Genomic DNA, 19,198 nt, shown 5'->3' with positions numbered 1-19,198 from the left:
ATTATTAAATACAAAAAAATGGCAAATTATTTCAATTCATTACCACTTAGAGAACAATTAGAACAATTAGGCGTTTGCGAATTCATGGATAAATCCGAATTTGCAGATGGAATAGAGGCCCTTAAAGGCAAAAAAGTAGTCATCGTAGGTTGCGGAGCTCAAGGTTTGAACCAAGGTTTGAATATGAGAGATTCTGGATTAGATATTTCTTATACTTTACGTGCAGATGCGATTGCTCAAAAAAGAGTTTCATATACGAACGCTGCGGATAATGGTTTCACAGTAGGAACGTATGAGGAATTAATTCCAACGGCCGATTTGGTTTGTAACCTAACTCCTGATAAGCAACATACGGCAGTAGTTTCAGCCATTATGCCTTTGATGAAGAAAGATTCTACTTTGGCGTATTCACATGGTTTTAATATTGTGGAGGAAGGAATGCAAATTCGTAAAGACATCACTGTTATTATGTGTGCTCCAAAATGCCCAGGATCTGAAGTTCGTGAAGAATACAAAAGAGGTTTTGGTGTACCAACATTAATCGCGGTTCACCCAGAAAATGATCCGAATGGATTAGGTTTGGCTCAAGCCAAAGCCTATGCAGTAGCTACAGGAGGAGACAGAGCAGGAGTTTTGAAATCTTCATTTGTTGCTGAAGTAAAATCGGATTTGATGGGGGAGCAAACCATTCTTTGTGGGTTGTTGCAAACGGGTTCTATTTTATGCTTTGATAAAATGGTAGAAAAAGGTATCGAGCCTGCTTATGCTTCGAAATTAATTCAATACGGTTGGGAAACTATTACCGAAGCCTTGAAACACGGTGGAATTACCAATATGATGGATCGTTTAAACAATCCGTCAAAAATTGAAGCTTTCGAACTCGCCGAAGAGTTAAAAGATATTATGCGTCCGTTATTCCAAAAACATCAAGACGATATTATGTCGGGAGAATTTTCAAAAAATATGATGATTGACTGGGCTAACAATGATGCCAATTTATTGACTTGGAGAGCAGCCACTGGAGAAACTAATTTTGAAAAAACCGCTCCAACAACAGCAGCTATCTCTGAACAAGAATATTTTGACAATGGAGTTCTAATGATTGCAATGGTAAAAGCTGGTGTAGAATTGGCATTTGAAACAATGACCGAATCAGGAATTATCGAAGAATCGGCTTACTATGAATCATTACACGAATTGCCGTTGATTGCGAATACTGTAGCAAGAAAAAAATTATTCGAAATGAACCGAGTAATTTCCGATACCGCTGAATACGGTTGTTATTTATTCGATCACGCCTGTAAACCATTATTAGCAGATTTTATGAAAACAGTAGAAACCAATGTTATTGGCAAACCTTTTTCAAATTCAAATGGTGTTGACAACGCTATTCTTATAGCTGTAAACAAGGAAATTCGTCAACATCCTATCGAAGATATTGGTGCTTGGTTGAGAGAATCAATGACAGCAATGAAAAAAATTGGATAATAATTCTAATTTTTAATTATAAAAAACAGCGAGATAGAAATTTTCTATTTCGCTGTTTTTATGTAAAAAATAAATTTAATTATGTAAATAATGAAGCCTAATAATTACTAAATTAGCAAAACTATGGAAACTACTGTTGATGTTGTAATTATTGGCGGAGGTTTGGCTGGTCTGACTAGTGCTATACACTTATCAAAATCTGGGTTGAAAGTAATCTTGATTGAAAAAAATGAATTTCCAAAACATAAAGTGTGCGGAGAATACATTTCGAATGAAGTTTTACCTTATTTTCAGTCGTTGGGCTTAAACATGGTGGCTTTAAATCACTCCAATATTTCAAAAATACAATTCTCCATTTCAAGCGGAAAAATAATAAATCAGAGACTTCCGTTAGGTGGTTTCGGGATAAGTCGCTATGAATTGGATCATTATTTATATCAAAAAGCAGTAGCAAATGGCTGTCAAATTGTTCAAGATACCGTTAACAACATTCTATTTGAAGAAGACGAATTCACTGTTTTTACTACCAATAATTTAGAATTAAAATCAAAAATTGTTCTTGGAGCGTTTGGTAAAAGATCTAATCTTGATTTGAAATTGGATCGTGATTTTATTCTAAAAAATTCTCCTTGGCTCGCTGTAAAAGCTCATTATTCTGGGAAATTTCCTGGTGATGTGGTGGGTTTACACAATTTTAAGGGCGGTTATTGTGGCGTTTCAAAAGTAGAAAATGATAAAATAAACATTTGTTATTTAGTTGATTATGAAACCTTCAAACAGCATAAAAATATTGAAGAGTTTCAATCTAAAGTGATGTATAAAAACCCGAACTTGAAAACTATTTTTGAAAATTGTGTGCTGATTTTTGACAAACCTTTGACTATAAGTCAAATTTCATTCGAGAAAAAGGAAGCTGTCGAAAACCATATTTTAATGATTGGAGATACTGCAGGATTGATTCATCCTTTATGTGGGAACGGAATGGCAATGGCGATTCATAGTGCCAAAATTGCTTCCGAATTAATTCTATCATTTTTAGATACTAAAATCAATTCCAGAAAAGAATTAGAAGAAAAATATACCCAAGAGTGGAATGCTAATTTTAAAAACAGAATCAAAATCGGTCGATTGTTATCAAAAATACTACAGAAAGAAAAGTTAACTACTTTTTTGATGCAATTATTGGCTACATTTCCGTTTCTATTACCTTTGATTATCAAGAAAACTCACGGCAAGCCCATAATTTTGAAATCTTAATATGTTCATAAATACAAAATACAGAACGGACGAACCCGAAATTATGGATGATTTTGCAATGGAAGGTGAAGTCTTGCGCGAGGCTTTGGATAAAATTGCAAAAATTAACCAACTCTTGGGCGGAAACCAGTTAACTTTACAAGGCGTTCAGGAATTAATTCAGGAAATTTCAAGTACAACCGAAATTACCATTGTAGATGTGGGTTGTGGAAACGGAGATATGTTGCGAACTTTGGCCAACTATGGTAATAAAAATAATTTGAATTTTCGATTAATTGGTATTGACGCTAATAATTTTACCATTAATCACGCTCGAAGATTATCAGAAGATTATTCAAATATAAGTTTTCAATGCGAAGATGTTTTTGGTAAAGCTTTTGCAGAGTTAAAATATGATATAGTATTGTGCACATTGACGTTACATCATTTCAAAGAAGTTGAAATCTCGAAATTAATGACCGTTTTTAATGCCAATTCAAGAATAGGAATTGTGATTAATGATTTGCAAAGAAGCGCTTTGGCTTATCGATTATTTCAGGTTTTATGTTTTGTCTTTCGATTAAATGCAATGTCACGAGAAGATGGATTGGTATCCATTTTGAGAGGTTTTAAAAAAGAAGAACTGATTCATTTTTCAAAAGAATTAAAACTTAACAACTATAAAATTCAATGGAAATGGGCGTTTCGTTATCAATGGATTATTAAAAAAGACATTGAGATAATAGATAAAGAGATAAAAGAAGTATAAATTTTAATCTATTATCTATCCGTTCATCATCTAAAAGTCTAAAAAAGCTATGAGTGTAAAAATAAAATGTGTTTCCAAACAATTACCAAAGTATTTTAGAAATACGGATGAAATCATTCCATTCCTAGATGCTTGGCTTGAAGGACAAGAGGAACGATTCATTAGGAAAGTAAAGAAAATATTTGAAGGAGCAGCCGTTGACAAACGTTATTCCATTATGGATCCAATCGAGGTTTTTACCAATACTTCCTTTGAAGAAAGAAATGATATTTACGTTCGGGAAGTGATTGAGTTAGGGGAGAAAGTTTTGGAAAAAGCCTTAACAAAAGCAAATTGGCAACCCGAAGATCTTGACTATATTATCACAGTAAGTTGCACTGGAATTATGATTCCTTCTTTGGATGCGTATTTAATCAATAAATTGAAATTACGCCACGACATCGTTCGGCTACCAGTAACAGAAATGGGTTGTGCAGCAGGAATTTCAGGCATTATTTATGCCAAAAACTTCTTGAAAGCCAATCCTGGAAAACGAGCCGCAGTTATCGCTGTAGAAAGCCCGACTGCAACGTTTCAATTGGATGATTTTTCGATGGCCAATATTGTCAGCGCAGCGATTTTTGGAGATGGAGCTGCTTGTGTATTGCTTTCTTCGCATAGCGATGACGAAGGACCGGAGATTCTGGACGAAGAAATGTATCATTTTTACGATGCCGAACATTTAATGGGTTTCAAATTAACGAATTCAGGCTTACAAATGGTTTTGGATATTGAGGTTCCGGAAACTATTGCTTCCCATTTCCCCAATATTATTAATCCATTTTTAGAGAAAAACAATCTAAAAACGGCAGATTTAGACCATTTGATTTTTCACCCTGGTGGAAAGAAAATTGTTCAAACTGTTGAGGGATTGTTTTCAGATTTAGGAAAAAATATTGACGATACAAAAGAAGTCTTGCGACTGTACGGCAATATGTCAAGTGCCACTGTTTTGTATGTTTTAGAGCGGATTATGGATACCAAACCGAAGAAAGGTTCGAAAGGATTAATGTTGAGTTTTGGACCAGGATTTTCTGCTCAAAAGGTTTTATTGCAGTTTTAAAAAAAAATTGACCGCAGATTCGCAGATTTAAAATAGTATTTGATGAATTATTCAAAAAAAATCTGTGAATCTGTGGCAAAAAAAGTATGACAAAAGAAGAAATCATATCAAAATTACCGTATTCCAAACCTTTTTTGTTTGTAGATGAATTGCTACATATTGATGAAAATGGAGTGGAAGGAACGTACACTTTTGATGAAAATCTAGATTTTTACAAAGGTCATTTCGCGAATAATCCCATAACGCCCGGCGTAATCCTAACAGAAGTTATGGCGCAAATAGGACTGGTTTGCTTGGGAATATTTTTATTGAATGATGAATTTAATTTAAATACCTCAATTGCTTTAACATCAACAGAAATAGAGTTTTTGAAACCTGTTTTTCCTAACGAAAAAGTGACGGTAATTTCAGAGAAAATTTATTTTAGATTTGGCAAACTAAAATGTAAAGTGGTGATGAAAAATGAAAAGGAGGAAGAAGTTTGCTCAGGTACAATTGCTGGAATAATCCTCACCCCAACCCTCTCCAAAGGAGAGGGAGCTAACATTGAATAAAAATGACAATGTGCCAATTTAAATTGATTTTTTGAAATTGCCATTGCCATTGAAATTGAAATTTTTATATGAATATACGTGTCGTAATTACTGGTCTTGGTGTTGTTGCTCCCAATGGAGTTGGACTTGATGCGTTTACCGATGCCATAAAAAATGGAATATCGGGTATTATGCACAACGCAGAATTAGAACGGTTGCAATTTTCGTGTCAAATAGCTGGAAAGCCAGAAATTTCTACTGAATTATCCCTTAATTATTTTACAGAATTGGAACTTAGAAATTTTAATTCATCCGGAATTTTATATGGCGTCATTGCTGGAATGGATGCTTGGAAAGACGCCGGATTGTCGCTAGAAATAAATGATGAACCCGATTGGGATAGTGGAACCATTTTTGGGACGGGAACTTCCGGAATAGATAAATTCAGAGAAAGCATTTATAAAATTGACGATTTTCAAACCCGTAGATTGGGAAGCACAGCCGTGGCACAGACTATGAATAGCGGTGTGAGTGCCTATTTAGGAGGAAAACTTGGTTTAGGAAATCAAGTGACCACCAATTCGTCTGCTTGTACAACAGGAACGGAAAGTATTTTGATGGCTTTTGAACGCATAAAATCGGGTCAGGCGAAACGCATTTTGGCAGGAAGCACGAGCGATTCCGGTCCTTATATTTGGGGTGGATTTGACGCAATGAAAGTATGTACCTTTAAACATAATGAAACACCAGAACAAGGCTCAAGACCAATGTCGGCAACAGCTTCTGGTTTTGTTCCTGGAAGTGGGGCAGGAGCATTGGTTTTGGAAGATTTAGAAACAGCTTTGGCTCGTGGAGCAAAAATATATGCTGAAGTTTTGGGTGGAAATGTGAATTCCGGTGGTCAACGAGGTCAAGGTACTATGACAGCGCCCAATTCGGTCGCCGTGCAAAAATGTATCAAAGACGCTTTGAAAAATGCTGGTATTCATACCAACGAAATTGATGCCATCAACGGACATTTAACCGCAACCTCAAAGGACAGTTTAGAAATTCAAAATTGGTGTGAAGCTTTGAATAGGAGTGGAGTCGATTTTCCTTATATCAACTCACTAAAATCGTTGGTTGGCCATTGTTTGACAGCTGCGGGAAGTATCGAAAGTGTAGCTTCAGTATTGCAATTGCATCACGGATTTATTTTTCCAAATATCAATTGCGACGATTTGCATTCTGAAATTACAGGCATTATTGATGCTTCAAGAGTTCCACAACAATTAATTAAAAAAGAATTGACCATTATCGCCAAAGCTAGTTTTGGTTTTGGAGACGTAAATGGCTGCGTAATTTTTAAAAAATACAAATAAACTATGGACAAAAAAGAAACTATTGAAAAGTTAAAGACTATCGTAAAGCCATATATTAAAAGCCAAGAAGCTTTTGATAATCTCACAGAAAGCACTGATTTTATTACTGATTTGCAAATAAACTCAGCCAATTTAGTAGATGTAATATTAGATATTGAAGAAGAATTTGATATCATTATCGACAACGAATCTATGGAACGAATGGTGAATGTAAAGGCTGCAATGGAAATTATAGAAACCAAATTATCCGAAAAATGATTGGAAACGATATTGTAGATTTGGCTTTAGCTCAACAAGAAAGCAATTGGAAACGGAAAGGATTTTTGGATAAAATATTTTCCAAAAACGAGCAATTACTGATTTCAAACGCTGAAAATCCAGCAATTATGGTTTGGAACTTGTGGAGTAGGAAGGAAGCGGCATACAAAATTTACAATCGGAAGACGCAAATTAGAGGCTATTTTCCTTTGCAATTTGAATGTTTTGATTTGCGTAGTATCGATGGAATTATTTTTGGAAAAGTAGCCATAAAAAGTTTCGTTTATTTTACAAAAACAGAAATAAATTTTGAATTTATCCACACAATTGCTGTTGAAAATACACGGGGTTTCCAAAACATTAAAACATTGGAAAACAGAAAAAATATTAAAAAAAATAATGGAATTCCGAACTACTTCGACGAATACAATTCGGTTTCAAAACTTGTATCCATAAGTCATCACGGAAGGTTTGAGCGAATTATTTCTGTTTAATTCAAGCCCAATCTTGATTTTAATTTCAGGAAAAGTAATGCTATTTTATAAGCGTCTTCGGATGAAGAATTCCGGTCGCTTTTTGGAATTTTATAAATATCACATAATTCTTTAAGAGAAAATTGTTTGTTATTGATATCAAGTAATTTTCGGTGCATTATATCAATATCTAAAGCTTCGTTTTTTAATCTTCCACAATTCAATCGTTCTAAAGCTGCGTTGATCATTTCGACGTCAAAATCAATGTGATGTCCTACCAAAACAGCATTTCCAATAAAGTCTATAAAAGCCTTAATACCATCCGCTTCGCCCATTTTTTTCATTTTACTTTCAACCGTAAATTCGTTTGAAATTCCATTGTCGTGAAAGAATTTATATTGTGCAAAGAAAGCTTCAAAACTATCTCCAATTAGGATGTTATTATTGATGACAGAAAAAGAACCCATAGATAAAATTACGTCTTTATTCGGATTTAATCCACTAGTTTCGGTACAAAGCACCACAAAGCGATTTGACTTTTTTTCAAATTTAGAAAGATAATTTTTCCAAAATTCAGGATATTCTTTGTTGATATTTTTTAGCCAATCTAGCATTTTAAGAAAATTGGGTCAGTTTAAACTTGGTTTTTATTAAGTCTTCCAATTCATTCATTGGAGCCAAAGCATTTTTTAAAATTTCCTTATCCACCTTTGACAATTCCTGCAAATTGATGAATTGACCTGAGTTATCATTTTTTAAACCTTCTACAGTTCTAATTTTAGACAAGGTTAAAAAAGCTTCGGCACAATTTAGATAAATTTCGGCATTTCGTGTGTCAATGATTGCTAATTGCTTGAAGCGCATATAAGTATTATTTACTCCTCGCAATTTGTAACTCAAACTGAACAAGCGAGCACCATCAATAAGGGGAATTAAAGCACGGGTTTTAATATCAAATTTATCTTTGTTTGGCCCATTTTCTTCGACTACAAATTTCTTAAAAAAGCTCAAAGGAGAGTTGTTTCTCAAGGCATCATTTCCCAGAAAATCAAAGAACAAACTATTATTATTAACATTGTTATAAATCACATTTTCAATACTTTCTTCAATTTTTTGTTCCCCAAAAGCTATTTCAAAATCAAAGAAAATACTGCTAATCTCATTACTGTTTTCGCCTGGAGTGTTCATCCAGTTGTTATACTGTTTAATCCAGTCTGTCAAAGATTTACACCAAAGCATATTGCTTCCCGTGTGTCCGTTTGGACACAATTCATAACCTACTTTTTCGAGAATGGCCGTAGTTCTTCTTCCCAATTTTAGAAAATAGTCTTTTACATCTCTGTATTTATCGGAAGTTACATCTTCAAAAATTAAAATGCTGTCCTGATCGCTGAGTAATAATTGTTCTTTTCGACCTTGACTTCCAATACTTAACCAAGCGAATCGAGCAGGAGGAGAACCCAAATCCAAAATCGATAATTCAACAGATCTTTTTATGATGGCTAAATTTATTTCGCTAGCAATATTTGAAATATTAAAAATGGATACATTTTTATGAATCGATTTTTGAATCAGATTGGTCAATCGATCCCGAATTGATTTTAAATCTTTGGCGGACTGCGAGCGCTTAATTTCTTTGATTAGTACCCCAGGATTGTTGGCTTGAGCAACGATTAAATCGTGTTCAGAAATAAGTCCTTTTACTTCCGATTTATCTGATCCATCTTTAGTTACGCACAAATGAGTCACATTGTTTTTTAACATAATCAATTGGGCTTCAGCCAAAGAAATGTTTTCTACAACAGTTACCACAGGCGATGACATAATTTTATCAATTGTTGTAGTAATAGGAAATCGGCCTGTAGCAATTTTAGAGCACATATCAGTATGCGTCACGATTCCGATGGGATAATTATCTTTAGAAACAATGGCGCCATTGGTTAAATCATCTGTCATTTTTTGTGCAACATCTCCCACAATACTTGATGGTGGTACTAGTAGCGGAGAAATATTATAAGCCAACAACTGAAAATATAGCATTTCAGATTGCTGATTAGAATAGACATTGTCCGAAACTAATTTTCCGCTAATGTTTTCCTTATCGTTTGGATCTCCGATATTGGTAGCAAAACTGTGCAAAAGAAAATCTAGTACTTCTGAATTATTGGCAACAAATGGGCGGAAAGTGGCTATCGGGATGGAATAAATAATGCTTTCTTCGCGAGCCTTGGCCGTCATCATATAATTATTTTTGGCAAAAAACGGTCGCAAACCAAAAATATCTCCCTCTAAACATTTGTTTAACAAGGTTTCCTCAGCATCCGCAATAACAGATAAATTGATGACTCCGGAAGCGACGACGTAAAAACAATCGTGCAAAACATCATTAATTTGAAACAAAGTTTTGTGTTTTTCCAAATTTACTACTCTTATACTTGTAGCGATTTCGGATAATTCCTGAAAAGTTAAATTGTCAAATGGCGGATACTTCTTTAAGAAATCAGCAATATGTTCTGCAATCGTGTTCATATCAAAATTAGGTATAATCGAACGTAAAAATAATGAATTAATAAATTATAATACTGTCATTATTCGAGTAAAACGATTAAATTATATATTTACTAATATTTTCTTAAAAATATCAATAATATTGATAAATTCAATTGAGTTATTATACATTTATAACTTAAATTAAAACATTATAAATCATGGGATTACAGAAGAAAATTAATTTTTTATTCATTGCATTATTATTGGTAACTTTTGCAAGTGCACAAAATAAACCAGCAAGTCCAGCAGCAGTTGCAAATGGTAAAATAAATGGAGCAAGTATTACTATAAATTACAGTAGTCCATCTGTAAAAGGAAGAGAAATTTGGGGAAAATTAGTACCTTTTAATAAAGTTTGGCGTGCTGGAGCCAATGACGCAACAACTTTTGAAACAGATAAAGATCTTACTATTGAAGGTTCTAAATTACCTTCTGGCAAATATTCTTTTTTTGTTATTCCAAATGAAAAAGAATGTATCATTATATTTAATAAAGAGGCTAAACAATGGGGAGCTTATAAATATAAAGAAAAAGACGATCAGATTAGAGTTACTGTAAAACAGCAACCAACTGATTTAAGTGCCGAAAGTTTGATTTATACCATCAAAGAAAATTCAATTGTTTTGAGTTGGGAAAAATGGAGTATTCCAATTTCTGTAAAATAAAATTATAAAGTTATGTTTGTAAAGCGTTAGCAGGAGATCTTGGTGATGCTTTTTTTTGAATGAAATTATGAGAGCTTTGTTATAATAGGAAAAGATTCTGTAATTACCATTTATGACTCTTTTTACGATTATATAATGAACTATAATTTATATTAAGTGGGATAGTATGTCCAAAAAGTTGTTAACAATTTAATTAACATTTTAACATTTTAAATTAGGATATAAAAAAACCCCGTTTTATTGGGGTTCATTTATAATTTTATTCTGCTGATAAAGACATCGTTAGTATTCGAGACTGTGCGAATGAATAGGCTCGTAGAATATCTTTATCCCAAGTCTGTAAATAATCGTTATACTTTAATTCCAATTCAGGCGAAGCGATAGGAACACATAAATAATAAACATTACCCCAAAGATTTGAAGTAGCTATAACCAAAATAGCTTTAGTTTTCTTTGTCGATACATCATTAAATAATTTAAAATCGAATTGATAAGATGTTTCATTGTGAACAAACATATCCTGTAACTCATAACCCTGTTTTAAATCTAATCCTTTTGTAACAGTTTCTTTATAACCTTTCGTAAGATAGTTATATTCTATTTCGGTAGTTTGGGCAGACAAGCCAGTAACAAATAATAATGCTAAGATAATTTTTTTCATAATTTTTTAATTTTGTAGGTTTATATAGTTTTGTCTGACAAATATAATACCAAAATTTAACTCTCGTAAGGAAATTGTCATAAAAGAATACATAATTTACCTTAAAAAAAAGCCTTTGCAACTAGTACGAAGGCTTATCTATTATATGTTCATTACAATATTGTCGCAATAAAAATTGACCTGTTTTCCGATTATATACATTTATGTAATGATAATCAAAACGCTTTTTTAAAAGCCAATTATGCAAATAGTAAATTGATTTACAAAAACCAATTTTTATAGGTTCTACAGTTTTATCTTTGTGAAAGATAGTGCAAGAGTAGGGCGTAGGTGTCCAATTTGCCATATTTTAACGGTCTATGATACTCCAACTATATTTATAACCTGAAAAATAAATTGGATACACTAAAGGAACATCTCCAACAAATCTTGCTAATTTTGTAAACAAAACCCAATCATTTTTTGCAAGGAAAGTATTAATTTGGTCAGGGGTATGAAGTGACAATTGATTTAAGAATCTAACATCAACCTGAGAAAAAACTTTACAATAAAAAAGATTTTCAGGAATTTGTAAAGCGGTATCGTCAAAAATAAACAAATCAGCAGCATCTTTAATGACATAAGAAAAAGGAGTTAAAACTGCGCCGACACGGGGTAAATTAGCATAAAATAGCATATCTGAATTATCATAATGTTGTTTTAAAAACAATTCCTCATTAGTGTATAATTTGGTTACTGGCGGAATAACTTGAAAATTAATATCATAATTTGTAGTATCTTTTACAATAGAAACATATTGATTTGCAGTTAAAAAAGCAATTTCAGGAAGAGCATCAACAGACTGAAAATCTGAATTTAAAAATGAAATCATATCTAAATTTTGAACGTTTCCAAAAGTTAAACCTAATACTCTTTGATTGTTGTCAAAAAGCGACAGTAAGAAAAAATCTTCATCGATGCCAGAAAGGTTATAAATTATTTCAGAAGCTTCTACCTGTCTTTCTAATTCTTTAACCTTTATGCGTCCTGTTTTATTAATGTACTGTACGTAACAGTTAGGATTTGTATATCTCATAATTTTTATCTAAATAATGGTAATTTGGCTAATAATTCAGTATCTAATAATCTTGTAACATCTTCCCTTAAGTTTTTTCCAGTAAGAAAAAAATAACAGTTTGAAACTGTTTTTACCTGACCCGAATTTATCAACTGTTTTAAATCATTGTATACAAGTTGGTCGTTTTCTGTCCAAGTTCTAGGATTTGCCCAAAACCAAAAACCCGAACGAGACTCATATAAAACCCCTAAATTAGCAGCAACATTGCGAGCCATATTTTGATAAAACAGATTTGTTGTAATTTTATTAAGTTCTAATTGCTGTTTTAATGGATCTAGATTTTTACTGGTATTTAATTTAATCGTTTCCTCAGTATCGTTAATTTCGTTAGAAACTTGACTATCTTTTAAATAACGTAACAACATTGGAGTTGCAAGAATTAAACCCAAAATAACATACCAATAACGCTCTAAAACCGCCAAAAACCCCGAACTATCGGAGTTTCTAGCATTGTTTTGTCTAGGTTGCAAAATTATTTCTTTTTAAAGAGTTTCCAAGCAGCAACAGCAGCTACAACAACTAAAGCAATATTAACATACATTGTATGTTCTGAATAATAAGTTTTAATTTTTTCCCACATGAGATTTGAATTTATTTGAATTAATAATTAACGTGTTGTTTGTTTTCTCGATTTTTTTATAGTGTTATCGTAAACACAGTATAAAAAAGCAATAAAAGAGGGATTAAAATTGCTAATCCGTTTTTTGTTGTAGTTACCTTTAATAAAGGTGTGCTAACATCTCCGAGCAAATCCATTGCTTTAATAATTTGAGAATCCGAGACCTTTGAAGCATCTTTTCCGTTTTCTTTTTTAATGATAGCTTTTCCAAGCATTAACAAAAATTTAGAATTTACAAAAGATATTTTTTGGTCAGGAGTAACCCCAATACTTTTACATACATCTTTGATATATTGTGATGTGTTGTTTTCGCTAGGGGGTGCATACTCATTAATCAATTTACGAACGGTATTTTTACCTTTGTTTATGTCATTGATTAAATCTTTGAACATTGCACGAATACCCAGTTCCATTGATACAAATTGTTCAAACTTGCCGTCTGTATTTTTTGATAATGGTATTTTACCTTGCCAAGCTATATTGGTTGAGACCAAGTTACCCGGATTGTTATTTCTAATACCCCTTGAAACTGTATTACTCATTTTCTTTGGTTTTATCGGTTAAATCAATCTTTTCTAACTCATCATAAACAACTTCGATTCCTTTAATAATTGCCATTACGACAGCGGAATACTTTACAATGATTCCAATAAAGCTAATAACACCTTTCAATTTGTTCATACTTACAAGTTTTTAGACTCCTTTTCTTTTTGTTTTTTAGCTAAATTCTCAAACAGTAAGTATGCTAATTCGTGAACAATTAAAGGAAGAAATTTTAATACAAATTTTAACATTTTAGTTTAAGTTTTAAAAAACATACACTTTGAGAAAGTTTTAGTTAAAGACAGCCACAACCTCAAAGCTTCTATTTTTAGTTATTTATATAACTACCAGAATAACCGCCGTTTTTAGCTTTTGGGTTAACAACCATAGCCAAACTATCTACAACTACTTTTCCTGTTTTGTGCTCCATTGTACCCCAATGAAAAGCGGAAACACCAGTTTTTGTGTTGGTCATTGTTACAGCTATTGAACCTAACCAACCTTTATCCGATAATTTGCTTTTAGACGTTGTTACACATCTAATTGAAATTAATTCACCTTTTGCCAATCTCCAACCTGATGTTAAAGTTTGTTCAATTCCTGCATTTGGACCCGTTTTTGGAAAGTAGCGGGTAGTTTTTGCGCCTGAATGCTTTACAATTGGTTTTTGTTGATTACCGTAATTTTGGTTATTACTGTAACCTTGATTATTATTTCGTTTCATAATTTAATGGAATAAATTTCTTATATTGATAATTAAATCAGTAATTTTTTTTAAGATAAGAACCAAACTATCTACTAAGAATATTATTAAATAAATCCAATTTCGATAGTTTGAACCTTTGTTTTTATCGTCTAACACGTCCTTTTGAGGTTGATTTTTTTGAAAACATTTTCCAACCAATCAAACCCAAGACAGCTAAACCACAAATAATAAACCAAGTTTTATACTTAATCCAAGTGGCTTTTAACCACACAGAAGAAAGAAAACGGTTTACATTACCTACATTATCCTGAACTAGTAGACTGTTAGCTATTGCATTTGTCGCTGTAGCTTTTTGCTTAGCTCCAGCAGCAATTAAATAATCATTAACAGCACTAGGCATTTCGAGCGAAGAAAAAACCTGCTCAGTACTCGGAACAGTAGCACCGTTTTTTGGCGGTGCTTTCGTAGTTGCAACCCTCATTAATTCCTGAGAAACAGCGGTAAAGTTACCAGTAGCAGCGTTAATCACATTTTTTAATGAAATTGCACGCTTTAATTTTGTTCCAATGGTTTTAAAAATGCTCATTTATTCTACGTTTTTAATCGTTCTTACAACGAAATTAACAATTTGCCCCTGTGCTTTGTTTACTTCAATGTAATCAACGTGAACCAATGGGAGAGCCAAACGACCTTCCAAAACTTGCGCTACAGTACCATCATTTTTGATATACTGCAATGGGTCTACATCAACAGATAACGCTCTAAGTTCGAACGGTAAGAATTTAACAACCTGACCGTTAGAAAATGAATAACTAATATCTGAAACGGTATTATCCATTGTGATAATTGCCAAATCGTTTCCTTTTACATCAACTTTTTTGTTTACCTCCTCAGAAGCAATACTTTTTTGCTCAAAATGAAACAAATTATTTGTCGGTACTGGGTGTTCGATTCCGTAAAGTTCATAAAATTGTGGTGCTCTCAAATCTTCTAAAGAGATTTTAATACTTTCTTTTTCAGCAAGAAAAATAGAACCTTCTAAAGCAATTTCACAAACTGCAATAGTTCCAAAATCACCGTCAGACTGGATAGCTTCGCCACCGTAAGTGCTAGACAAGATAAAATCTTTTAGGTTTACTTTATTCGCTAGAATAACATTCGAACCGTTGGCACGTTCAATGTAAATAGAAATCTTTTCGTTTAAAAGTTCCTCAAGCAAACCGCCAAAGCAAAGTATTATACTGCCAATAGATTTTGTTACTGTTAAATCTTGCGATTTTAAAACACCTGTTAAATTAACAATTTTCATTTTTTGTATTTTTGATTAATAATAATTTCGAGTACAAAGGTTTGTTAAGATTTAAAAGAGGTGTTTCTGATTTTTTCTATACGTTTCCATTTTTTGTTTTTTATTTCGATTTTAAGACAGTATTCCATATACTATTAAGTCCTGAATAGTTAAATACTTTCTAGTTAATGAAAGACTATCTAAAATCGTTTGATACTCTTTTCGTGCCGTTGGATAACTGATTTGTAAAATGTGCTGTAATTGTGTTTTATTGACTTTTTGGCTTGTATTGGTTTTTTTAACTAGGCTCATAATTTTGAAGTATTGGTACGTATTTAGTAAAAATTGTGTCCATAAAGAAATTGCAATGTTCCTGAAACAATTCAGTATAAAAATATTTTTGAATTTTCTCGTTTTGTCTGAATTCGTGCAGATAGAAATTCATTTTATTTAAAAACCAAACTTTTAATTTTTTATCGGTAACATAGTCTTTATCTTCTAGCAATAAATTTAATGCGACTATATAACTAATATCCTGTTCATTTGCGTAGTATTCCCGAAATAGTGATTTTGCAAGCCGTTTTTTTATGGTAAGGGAAGAAACTAAACCCTTTTTCAGTTTTTTAATAATAGTTACTTGTTTTGTTACTTGATTGCGCATTATATCAAAATCAAATAATTCTATCTTTTTTTCTTTATTAATTTGACTTTTACCTGTATTTTCGTGGAGTTCAAAAAAACCTTTAGTAGCAATTTTTAACAATTCAAATAATGTCGATTTGTTAAAAATACCCCACGTCATATCCTGAACAACTTCTTTAGAAGTTTGTCCAATCTCTTTTAGATGCCTGAAAAATGCGGAATTTAATTGATATTCGAAACGCCAAACATTTTCATTTTTAATTCCATTATTTTGGAAAAAGTCATTGATATACGGCTTTTCAGTGAGTTGTAAAGACAAAGTTTTATTATAGACACGAATAATTTTATCACTTGTACGCTTTCCAATTTGAAAGCCATTAAGGATTGATTTTCCTTTGTAGGTTTCAAAATAGGACTGTAAATTTTTTGGTCGACCCGAAATAAGATAAGAACCGTTAATAATGTTATCATAAATGTTTCTGTAATTGTGGTTTTTGTCGTTCTTATCGATGCAAATATCTAAACGGTTAATAGCCTTGAATAAATAGTTAGTTTGTTCTAAAAAGTCAACTAAAAGATTTTTTAAATCTATGTGCGAAAGCGTATAGAACAAATGATTTTCAAACTGAAGTTGAGCAAAATTAACGTCAAGAATGGCAGAACGTGGAGAATGTTGAAGCGTTCCAATTTTTTCATTTTTAAAATATAAATCCGAACGAGAAGCAAATATTTTTGTACCATAATCATAATATTGTAATTTAAAATTTGATGTTTCTGGAAAATCTCCAAACGGGTTTCCTTCAAGGTTAATAATTAGATAATCGATATTTATTAGCGTGTTATCTTTCGTAGGTTTGAAATTCTTTTTTTTGTGGCGTTGTCTGTAGGTTATCATTTATGAAAAATAGATTTTGAAATAGGACAAGTTTTATTGTGTATTAAGTATTCAGGAAGTCCGATAATATTAACATTCCATTGAATATAAAGAATAGGGTAGAACCATATATAATTTTTAAGTTTGGACATAAAAGGAGTTTTAAAGTGAGTTAGTTGCCGTTATACCCTACGGCAAAAATTTTTTTAATGAACTAGAACTTTATCAACTAATTTATCAGGAGACACCCTAAACGTTCCTTTATATTTATTATATAATAATGCTGATAAAATAGCGCCTAATTTAGTTCTATCGTGCTTAACTCGATAAACAGTACCATTTTCATTAATAACACAAAATTGTCCATCTTTAATAGAAGAAACAGCGGAATTGTAAGACTGAATAACCATAATATTTTATTTAAAAATTGATGAATAAGAAGGTAAATCTGAAATGTGAAAAGGTTGGGGTAACATAGTTAATTGAGTTTCTAAATTCTTTAAATCCAACTTTGCAGTTTCAATTTGACATAAAATGATATTTTTTATAGAAGCATCAATATTATTAATCTCACGGAGCAAAAAACCATATTGATATTTTAAATTATCAATAGAAACAGTCTCTACAGGAGATTTAATAAATTCCTGAATGTCATCTTTCAATACAACCAACTCAAAATATTTTGATTCACGTTGTTTAATAAATTGGGAAATAGTAGCCATAATTAAGCAGTTAAAAGGTTATGTTTTAATAATTTAGTAAGAAGCAATTTTGAAGAAGATTCAAAAGGATTACCGTAAAAAATAAACTCGTGAATTAATCGATTTTGACAAACTATAAAACAATCCTTTTTTATCTCGATTGTAACACCTAATTTCGCACCACGAATACGAATATGAAGCATTCGAAAGTTTGAATGTTCAGTTTTACAAAAAGGTCTAATTTGTTTTAAGAAAGTTTTTGGCTTAAATGGTGTAACACGCATTTTTAAAACCAAGTCCAAAAGAAGGACATAATTTTCGAGAGGTTCCCGTTTAATAGACATAATTTATTTGTTGATAGTTTATACCACAAATGAACTATAATTTATATTATGTAAAATAGAATTTTACTTTTATTGTCCACGTATCATTTTGATTTGATTTCTTTATAAATCTTGATACTGTAAACTATGCATTCTCTTTCGTTCTCTTCTCAGGTCGAATAATCATACGTAAAGCCTGATCTTTAGAGAAATACGCTACCATCCAATTATACAATGTTTGCAATCTATTACGATATGTAATCAATGAAATTAGGTGAATAAACAACCAAATTAACCACGCGAAAGAACCTTTAAAATGTAATTTTGGATTTGGTAGATCTACTACAGCTTTCATTTTACCAATAATAGCCATCGAACCTTTGTCGTTGTATTTAAATGCTTTAAGAGATTTATTTTGAAGTATTAATTTAAAGTTATTTGCTAGATTTAACCCTTGTTGAATTGCCACTTGCGCCACTTGTGGGTGTCCATTTGGAAAAGCGGCATCGCTCATTTCAATGCAAGTATCTCCAATAGCAAAAATATTTTCTGTTGTCTTTACTTTATTGAATTCATCAGTTATCATTCTCTTTCCTCGTCCGTAGCTTTCTTCAGGAATTCCGTCAAATTTCTTTGCGGTAATACCGGCTGCCCAAATTAAATTTTTAGTTTGTATCGTTTCACCATTGGCAAAATAAACTGTATCATTCACATAATCAATAACTTGTGCATTTAGTTTTACTTCAACTCCAAGTTTGGTAATTGCCTTAAGTGTATCTATTTGAGAAGCTTGACTCATCGGTGCCAACAAAGCGTCACCTCCATCAACTAAATAAATATGGCTAGCGACCGTTGCAAGCTCTGGATATTCTTTTAGTACAATATTTTTTCTCATTTCGGCTAGCATTCCCGAAACCTCTACTCCTGTTGGTCCGCCACCAGCGACTACAATAGTTAGCAACGATCTTCTTTTTCTAATGTCTTTACAAATCGCAGCTTTTTCTAAATTTTTTAATAAAGCATTACGCATTTCGATAGCGTCATTGAGCGTTTTCATTGGAATGGCATTTTTCCGTACATTATCCATCCCAAAATAGCTAGTTTCTGCTCCTGTAGCAAAAACTAAATAATCATAGTCCAACTCGCCGTTATTTAGTCAACCCTTAAAAAGAGCTATTTTTAATTTCCACAAAAATAGGAATATTATTTTCAGGATAGAAGTTGAACAAATAATTAAGCCAAAAAACAATTTGTTCCTTGATTTGGTTGAATCGGAGCTTAAAATTGTA

23 protein-coding genes are annotated in these 19,198 nt (G+C 32.1%); 9 read left to right on the top strand and 14 right to left on the bottom strand.

Annotated features, from left to right (window positions below):
* Positions 1-18: 18 nt before the first annotated feature.
* The 8 genes from ilvC (at position 19) to RMO83_RS15590 (ending at position 7,241) form a co-directional block, all read left to right on the top strand.
* Positions 19-1,488 (top strand): ketol-acid reductoisomerase, encoded by a 1,470-nt coding sequence (gene ilvC, locus RMO83_RS15625; protein WP_310560633.1) that lies wholly within the window; start codon positions 19-21, stop codon positions 1,486-1,488.
* A gap of 123 nt (positions 1,489-1,611) precedes the next feature.
* Positions 1,612-2,745, top strand: a complete 1,134-nt coding sequence (locus RMO83_RS15620) for an NAD(P)/FAD-dependent oxidoreductase (RefSeq protein WP_310560632.1) — start codon at positions 1,612-1,614, stop codon at positions 2,743-2,745.
* Position 2,746: 1 nt separating this feature from the next.
* Positions 2,747-3,493, top strand: a complete 747-nt coding sequence (locus RMO83_RS15615; RefSeq protein ID WP_310560631.1) for a methyltransferase domain-containing protein — start codon at positions 2,747-2,749, stop codon at positions 3,491-3,493.
* 49 nt (positions 3,494-3,542) lie between these two features.
* Entirely contained in the window at positions 3,543-4,595 is a 1,053-nt protein-coding gene (locus RMO83_RS15610) for a type III polyketide synthase (protein ID WP_310560630.1), read from the top strand.
* Positions 4,596-4,681: 86 nt separating this feature from the next.
* A complete protein-coding gene (locus tag RMO83_RS15605) occupies positions 4,682-5,149 on the top strand; it encodes a 3-hydroxyacyl-ACP dehydratase FabZ family protein (RefSeq protein ID WP_310560629.1) in 468 nt (155 codons plus the stop codon).
* Between the two features lie 68 nt (positions 5,150-5,217).
* Complete coding sequence (locus tag RMO83_RS15600) at positions 5,218-6,489, top strand: beta-ketoacyl-[acyl-carrier-protein] synthase family protein (RefSeq protein ID WP_310560628.1); 1,272 nt, start codon at positions 5,218-5,220, stop codon at positions 6,487-6,489.
* 3 nt (positions 6,490-6,492) lie between these two features.
* Positions 6,493-6,747: an acyl carrier protein gene (locus tag RMO83_RS15595; RefSeq protein ID WP_310560627.1), complete on the top strand. Its 255-nt coding sequence runs from the start codon at positions 6,493-6,495 to the stop codon at positions 6,745-6,747.
* Positions 6,744-7,241 (top strand): 4'-phosphopantetheinyl transferase superfamily protein, encoded by a 498-nt coding sequence (locus RMO83_RS15590; RefSeq protein WP_310560626.1) that lies wholly within the window; start codon positions 6,744-6,746, stop codon positions 7,239-7,241. The genes RMO83_RS15595 and RMO83_RS15590 overlap by 4 nt, the downstream gene beginning before the upstream one ends.
* Here the strand turns inward: RMO83_RS15590 and RMO83_RS15585 are convergent.
* Positions 7,238-7,834 carry a 3'-5' exonuclease gene (locus RMO83_RS15585; RefSeq protein WP_310560625.1) on the bottom strand — a complete coding sequence of 199 codons (597 nt, stop codon included), beginning with the start codon at positions 7,832-7,834 and terminating at the stop codon, positions 7,238-7,240. The genes RMO83_RS15590 and RMO83_RS15585 overlap by 4 nt on opposite strands.
* Position 7,835: 1 nt before the next feature.
* Complete coding sequence (locus tag RMO83_RS15580) at positions 7,836-9,749, bottom strand: DUF294 nucleotidyltransferase-like domain-containing protein (protein WP_310560624.1); 1,914 nt, start codon at positions 9,747-9,749, stop codon at positions 7,836-7,838.
* 179 nt (positions 9,750-9,928) lie between these two features.
* Here RMO83_RS15580 and RMO83_RS15575 point away from each other — a divergent pair, with 179 nt between their 5' ends.
* Positions 9,929-10,435: a DUF2911 domain-containing protein gene (locus RMO83_RS15575; protein WP_310560623.1), complete on the top strand. Its 507-nt coding sequence runs from the start codon at positions 9,929-9,931 to the stop codon at positions 10,433-10,435.
* 259 nt (positions 10,436-10,694) lie between these two features.
* On the opposite strand, the gene RMO83_RS15570 is transcribed toward RMO83_RS15575, so the two are convergent.
* The 12 genes from RMO83_RS15570 to RMO83_RS15515 form a co-directional block, all read right to left on the bottom strand.
* Entirely contained in the window at positions 10,695-11,096 is a 402-nt protein-coding gene (locus RMO83_RS15570; RefSeq protein ID WP_310560622.1) for a hypothetical protein, read from the bottom strand.
* A gap of 349 nt (positions 11,097-11,445) precedes the next feature.
* Positions 11,446-12,171, bottom strand: coding sequence for a hypothetical protein (locus RMO83_RS15565; RefSeq protein WP_310560621.1), 726 nt, complete (start codon positions 12,169-12,171; stop codon positions 11,446-11,448).
* 5 nt (positions 12,172-12,176) lie between these two features.
* Positions 12,177-12,683 (bottom strand): hypothetical protein, encoded by a 507-nt coding sequence (locus tag RMO83_RS15560; RefSeq protein ID WP_310560620.1) that lies wholly within the window; start codon positions 12,681-12,683, stop codon positions 12,177-12,179.
* Positions 12,684-12,849: 166 nt separating this feature from the next.
* Positions 12,850-13,374 (bottom strand): hypothetical protein, encoded by a 525-nt coding sequence (locus tag RMO83_RS15555; protein ID WP_310560619.1) that lies wholly within the window; start codon positions 13,372-13,374, stop codon positions 12,850-12,852.
* Positions 13,367-13,513 carry a hypothetical protein gene (locus RMO83_RS15550; RefSeq protein WP_310560618.1) on the bottom strand — a complete coding sequence of 49 codons (147 nt, stop codon included), beginning with the start codon at positions 13,511-13,513 and terminating at the stop codon, positions 13,367-13,369. Before RMO83_RS15550 ends, RMO83_RS15555 begins: the two co-directional genes overlap by 8 nt.
* Positions 13,514-13,703: 190 nt before the next feature.
* Entirely contained in the window at positions 13,704-14,099 is a 396-nt protein-coding gene (locus RMO83_RS15545) for a hypothetical protein (protein WP_310560617.1), read from the bottom strand.
* Positions 14,100-14,223: 124 nt separating this feature from the next.
* Complete coding sequence (locus RMO83_RS15540; RefSeq protein ID WP_310560616.1) at positions 14,224-14,667, bottom strand: hypothetical protein; 444 nt, start codon at positions 14,665-14,667, stop codon at positions 14,224-14,226.
* Positions 14,668-15,390 carry a hypothetical protein gene (locus tag RMO83_RS15535; protein WP_310560615.1) on the bottom strand — a complete coding sequence of 241 codons (723 nt, stop codon included), beginning with the start codon at positions 15,388-15,390 and terminating at the stop codon, positions 14,668-14,670.
* 111 nt (positions 15,391-15,501) lie between these two features.
* On the bottom strand, positions 15,502-15,681 hold the full coding sequence (locus RMO83_RS15530; protein ID WP_310560614.1) for a hypothetical protein: 180 nt from the start codon (positions 15,679-15,681) through the stop codon (positions 15,502-15,504).
* Complete coding sequence (locus RMO83_RS15525; protein ID WP_310560613.1) at positions 15,668-16,906, bottom strand: replication initiation factor domain-containing protein; 1,239 nt, start codon at positions 16,904-16,906, stop codon at positions 15,668-15,670. The genes RMO83_RS15530 and RMO83_RS15525 overlap by 14 nt, the downstream gene beginning before the upstream one ends.
* Before the next feature lie 395 nt (positions 16,907-17,301).
* Positions 17,302-17,607, bottom strand: a complete 306-nt coding sequence (locus RMO83_RS15520) for a hypothetical protein (RefSeq protein ID WP_310560612.1) — start codon at positions 17,605-17,607, stop codon at positions 17,302-17,304.
* 447 nt (positions 17,608-18,054) lie between these two features.
* Positions 18,055-19,050 (bottom strand): FAD-dependent oxidoreductase, encoded by a 996-nt coding sequence (locus RMO83_RS15515; RefSeq protein WP_310560611.1) that lies wholly within the window; start codon positions 19,048-19,050, stop codon positions 18,055-18,057.
* Between the last annotated feature and the right edge of the window lie 148 nt (positions 19,051-19,198).

The organism is Flavobacterium sp. (assembly GCF_031423415.1).
GTDB lineage: Bacteria > Bacteroidota > Bacteroidia > Flavobacteriales > Flavobacteriaceae > Flavobacterium.
The sequence above is the reverse complement of the archived record's forward strand: the minus strand, read 5'-3'. Positions and strand labels throughout refer to the sequence as shown.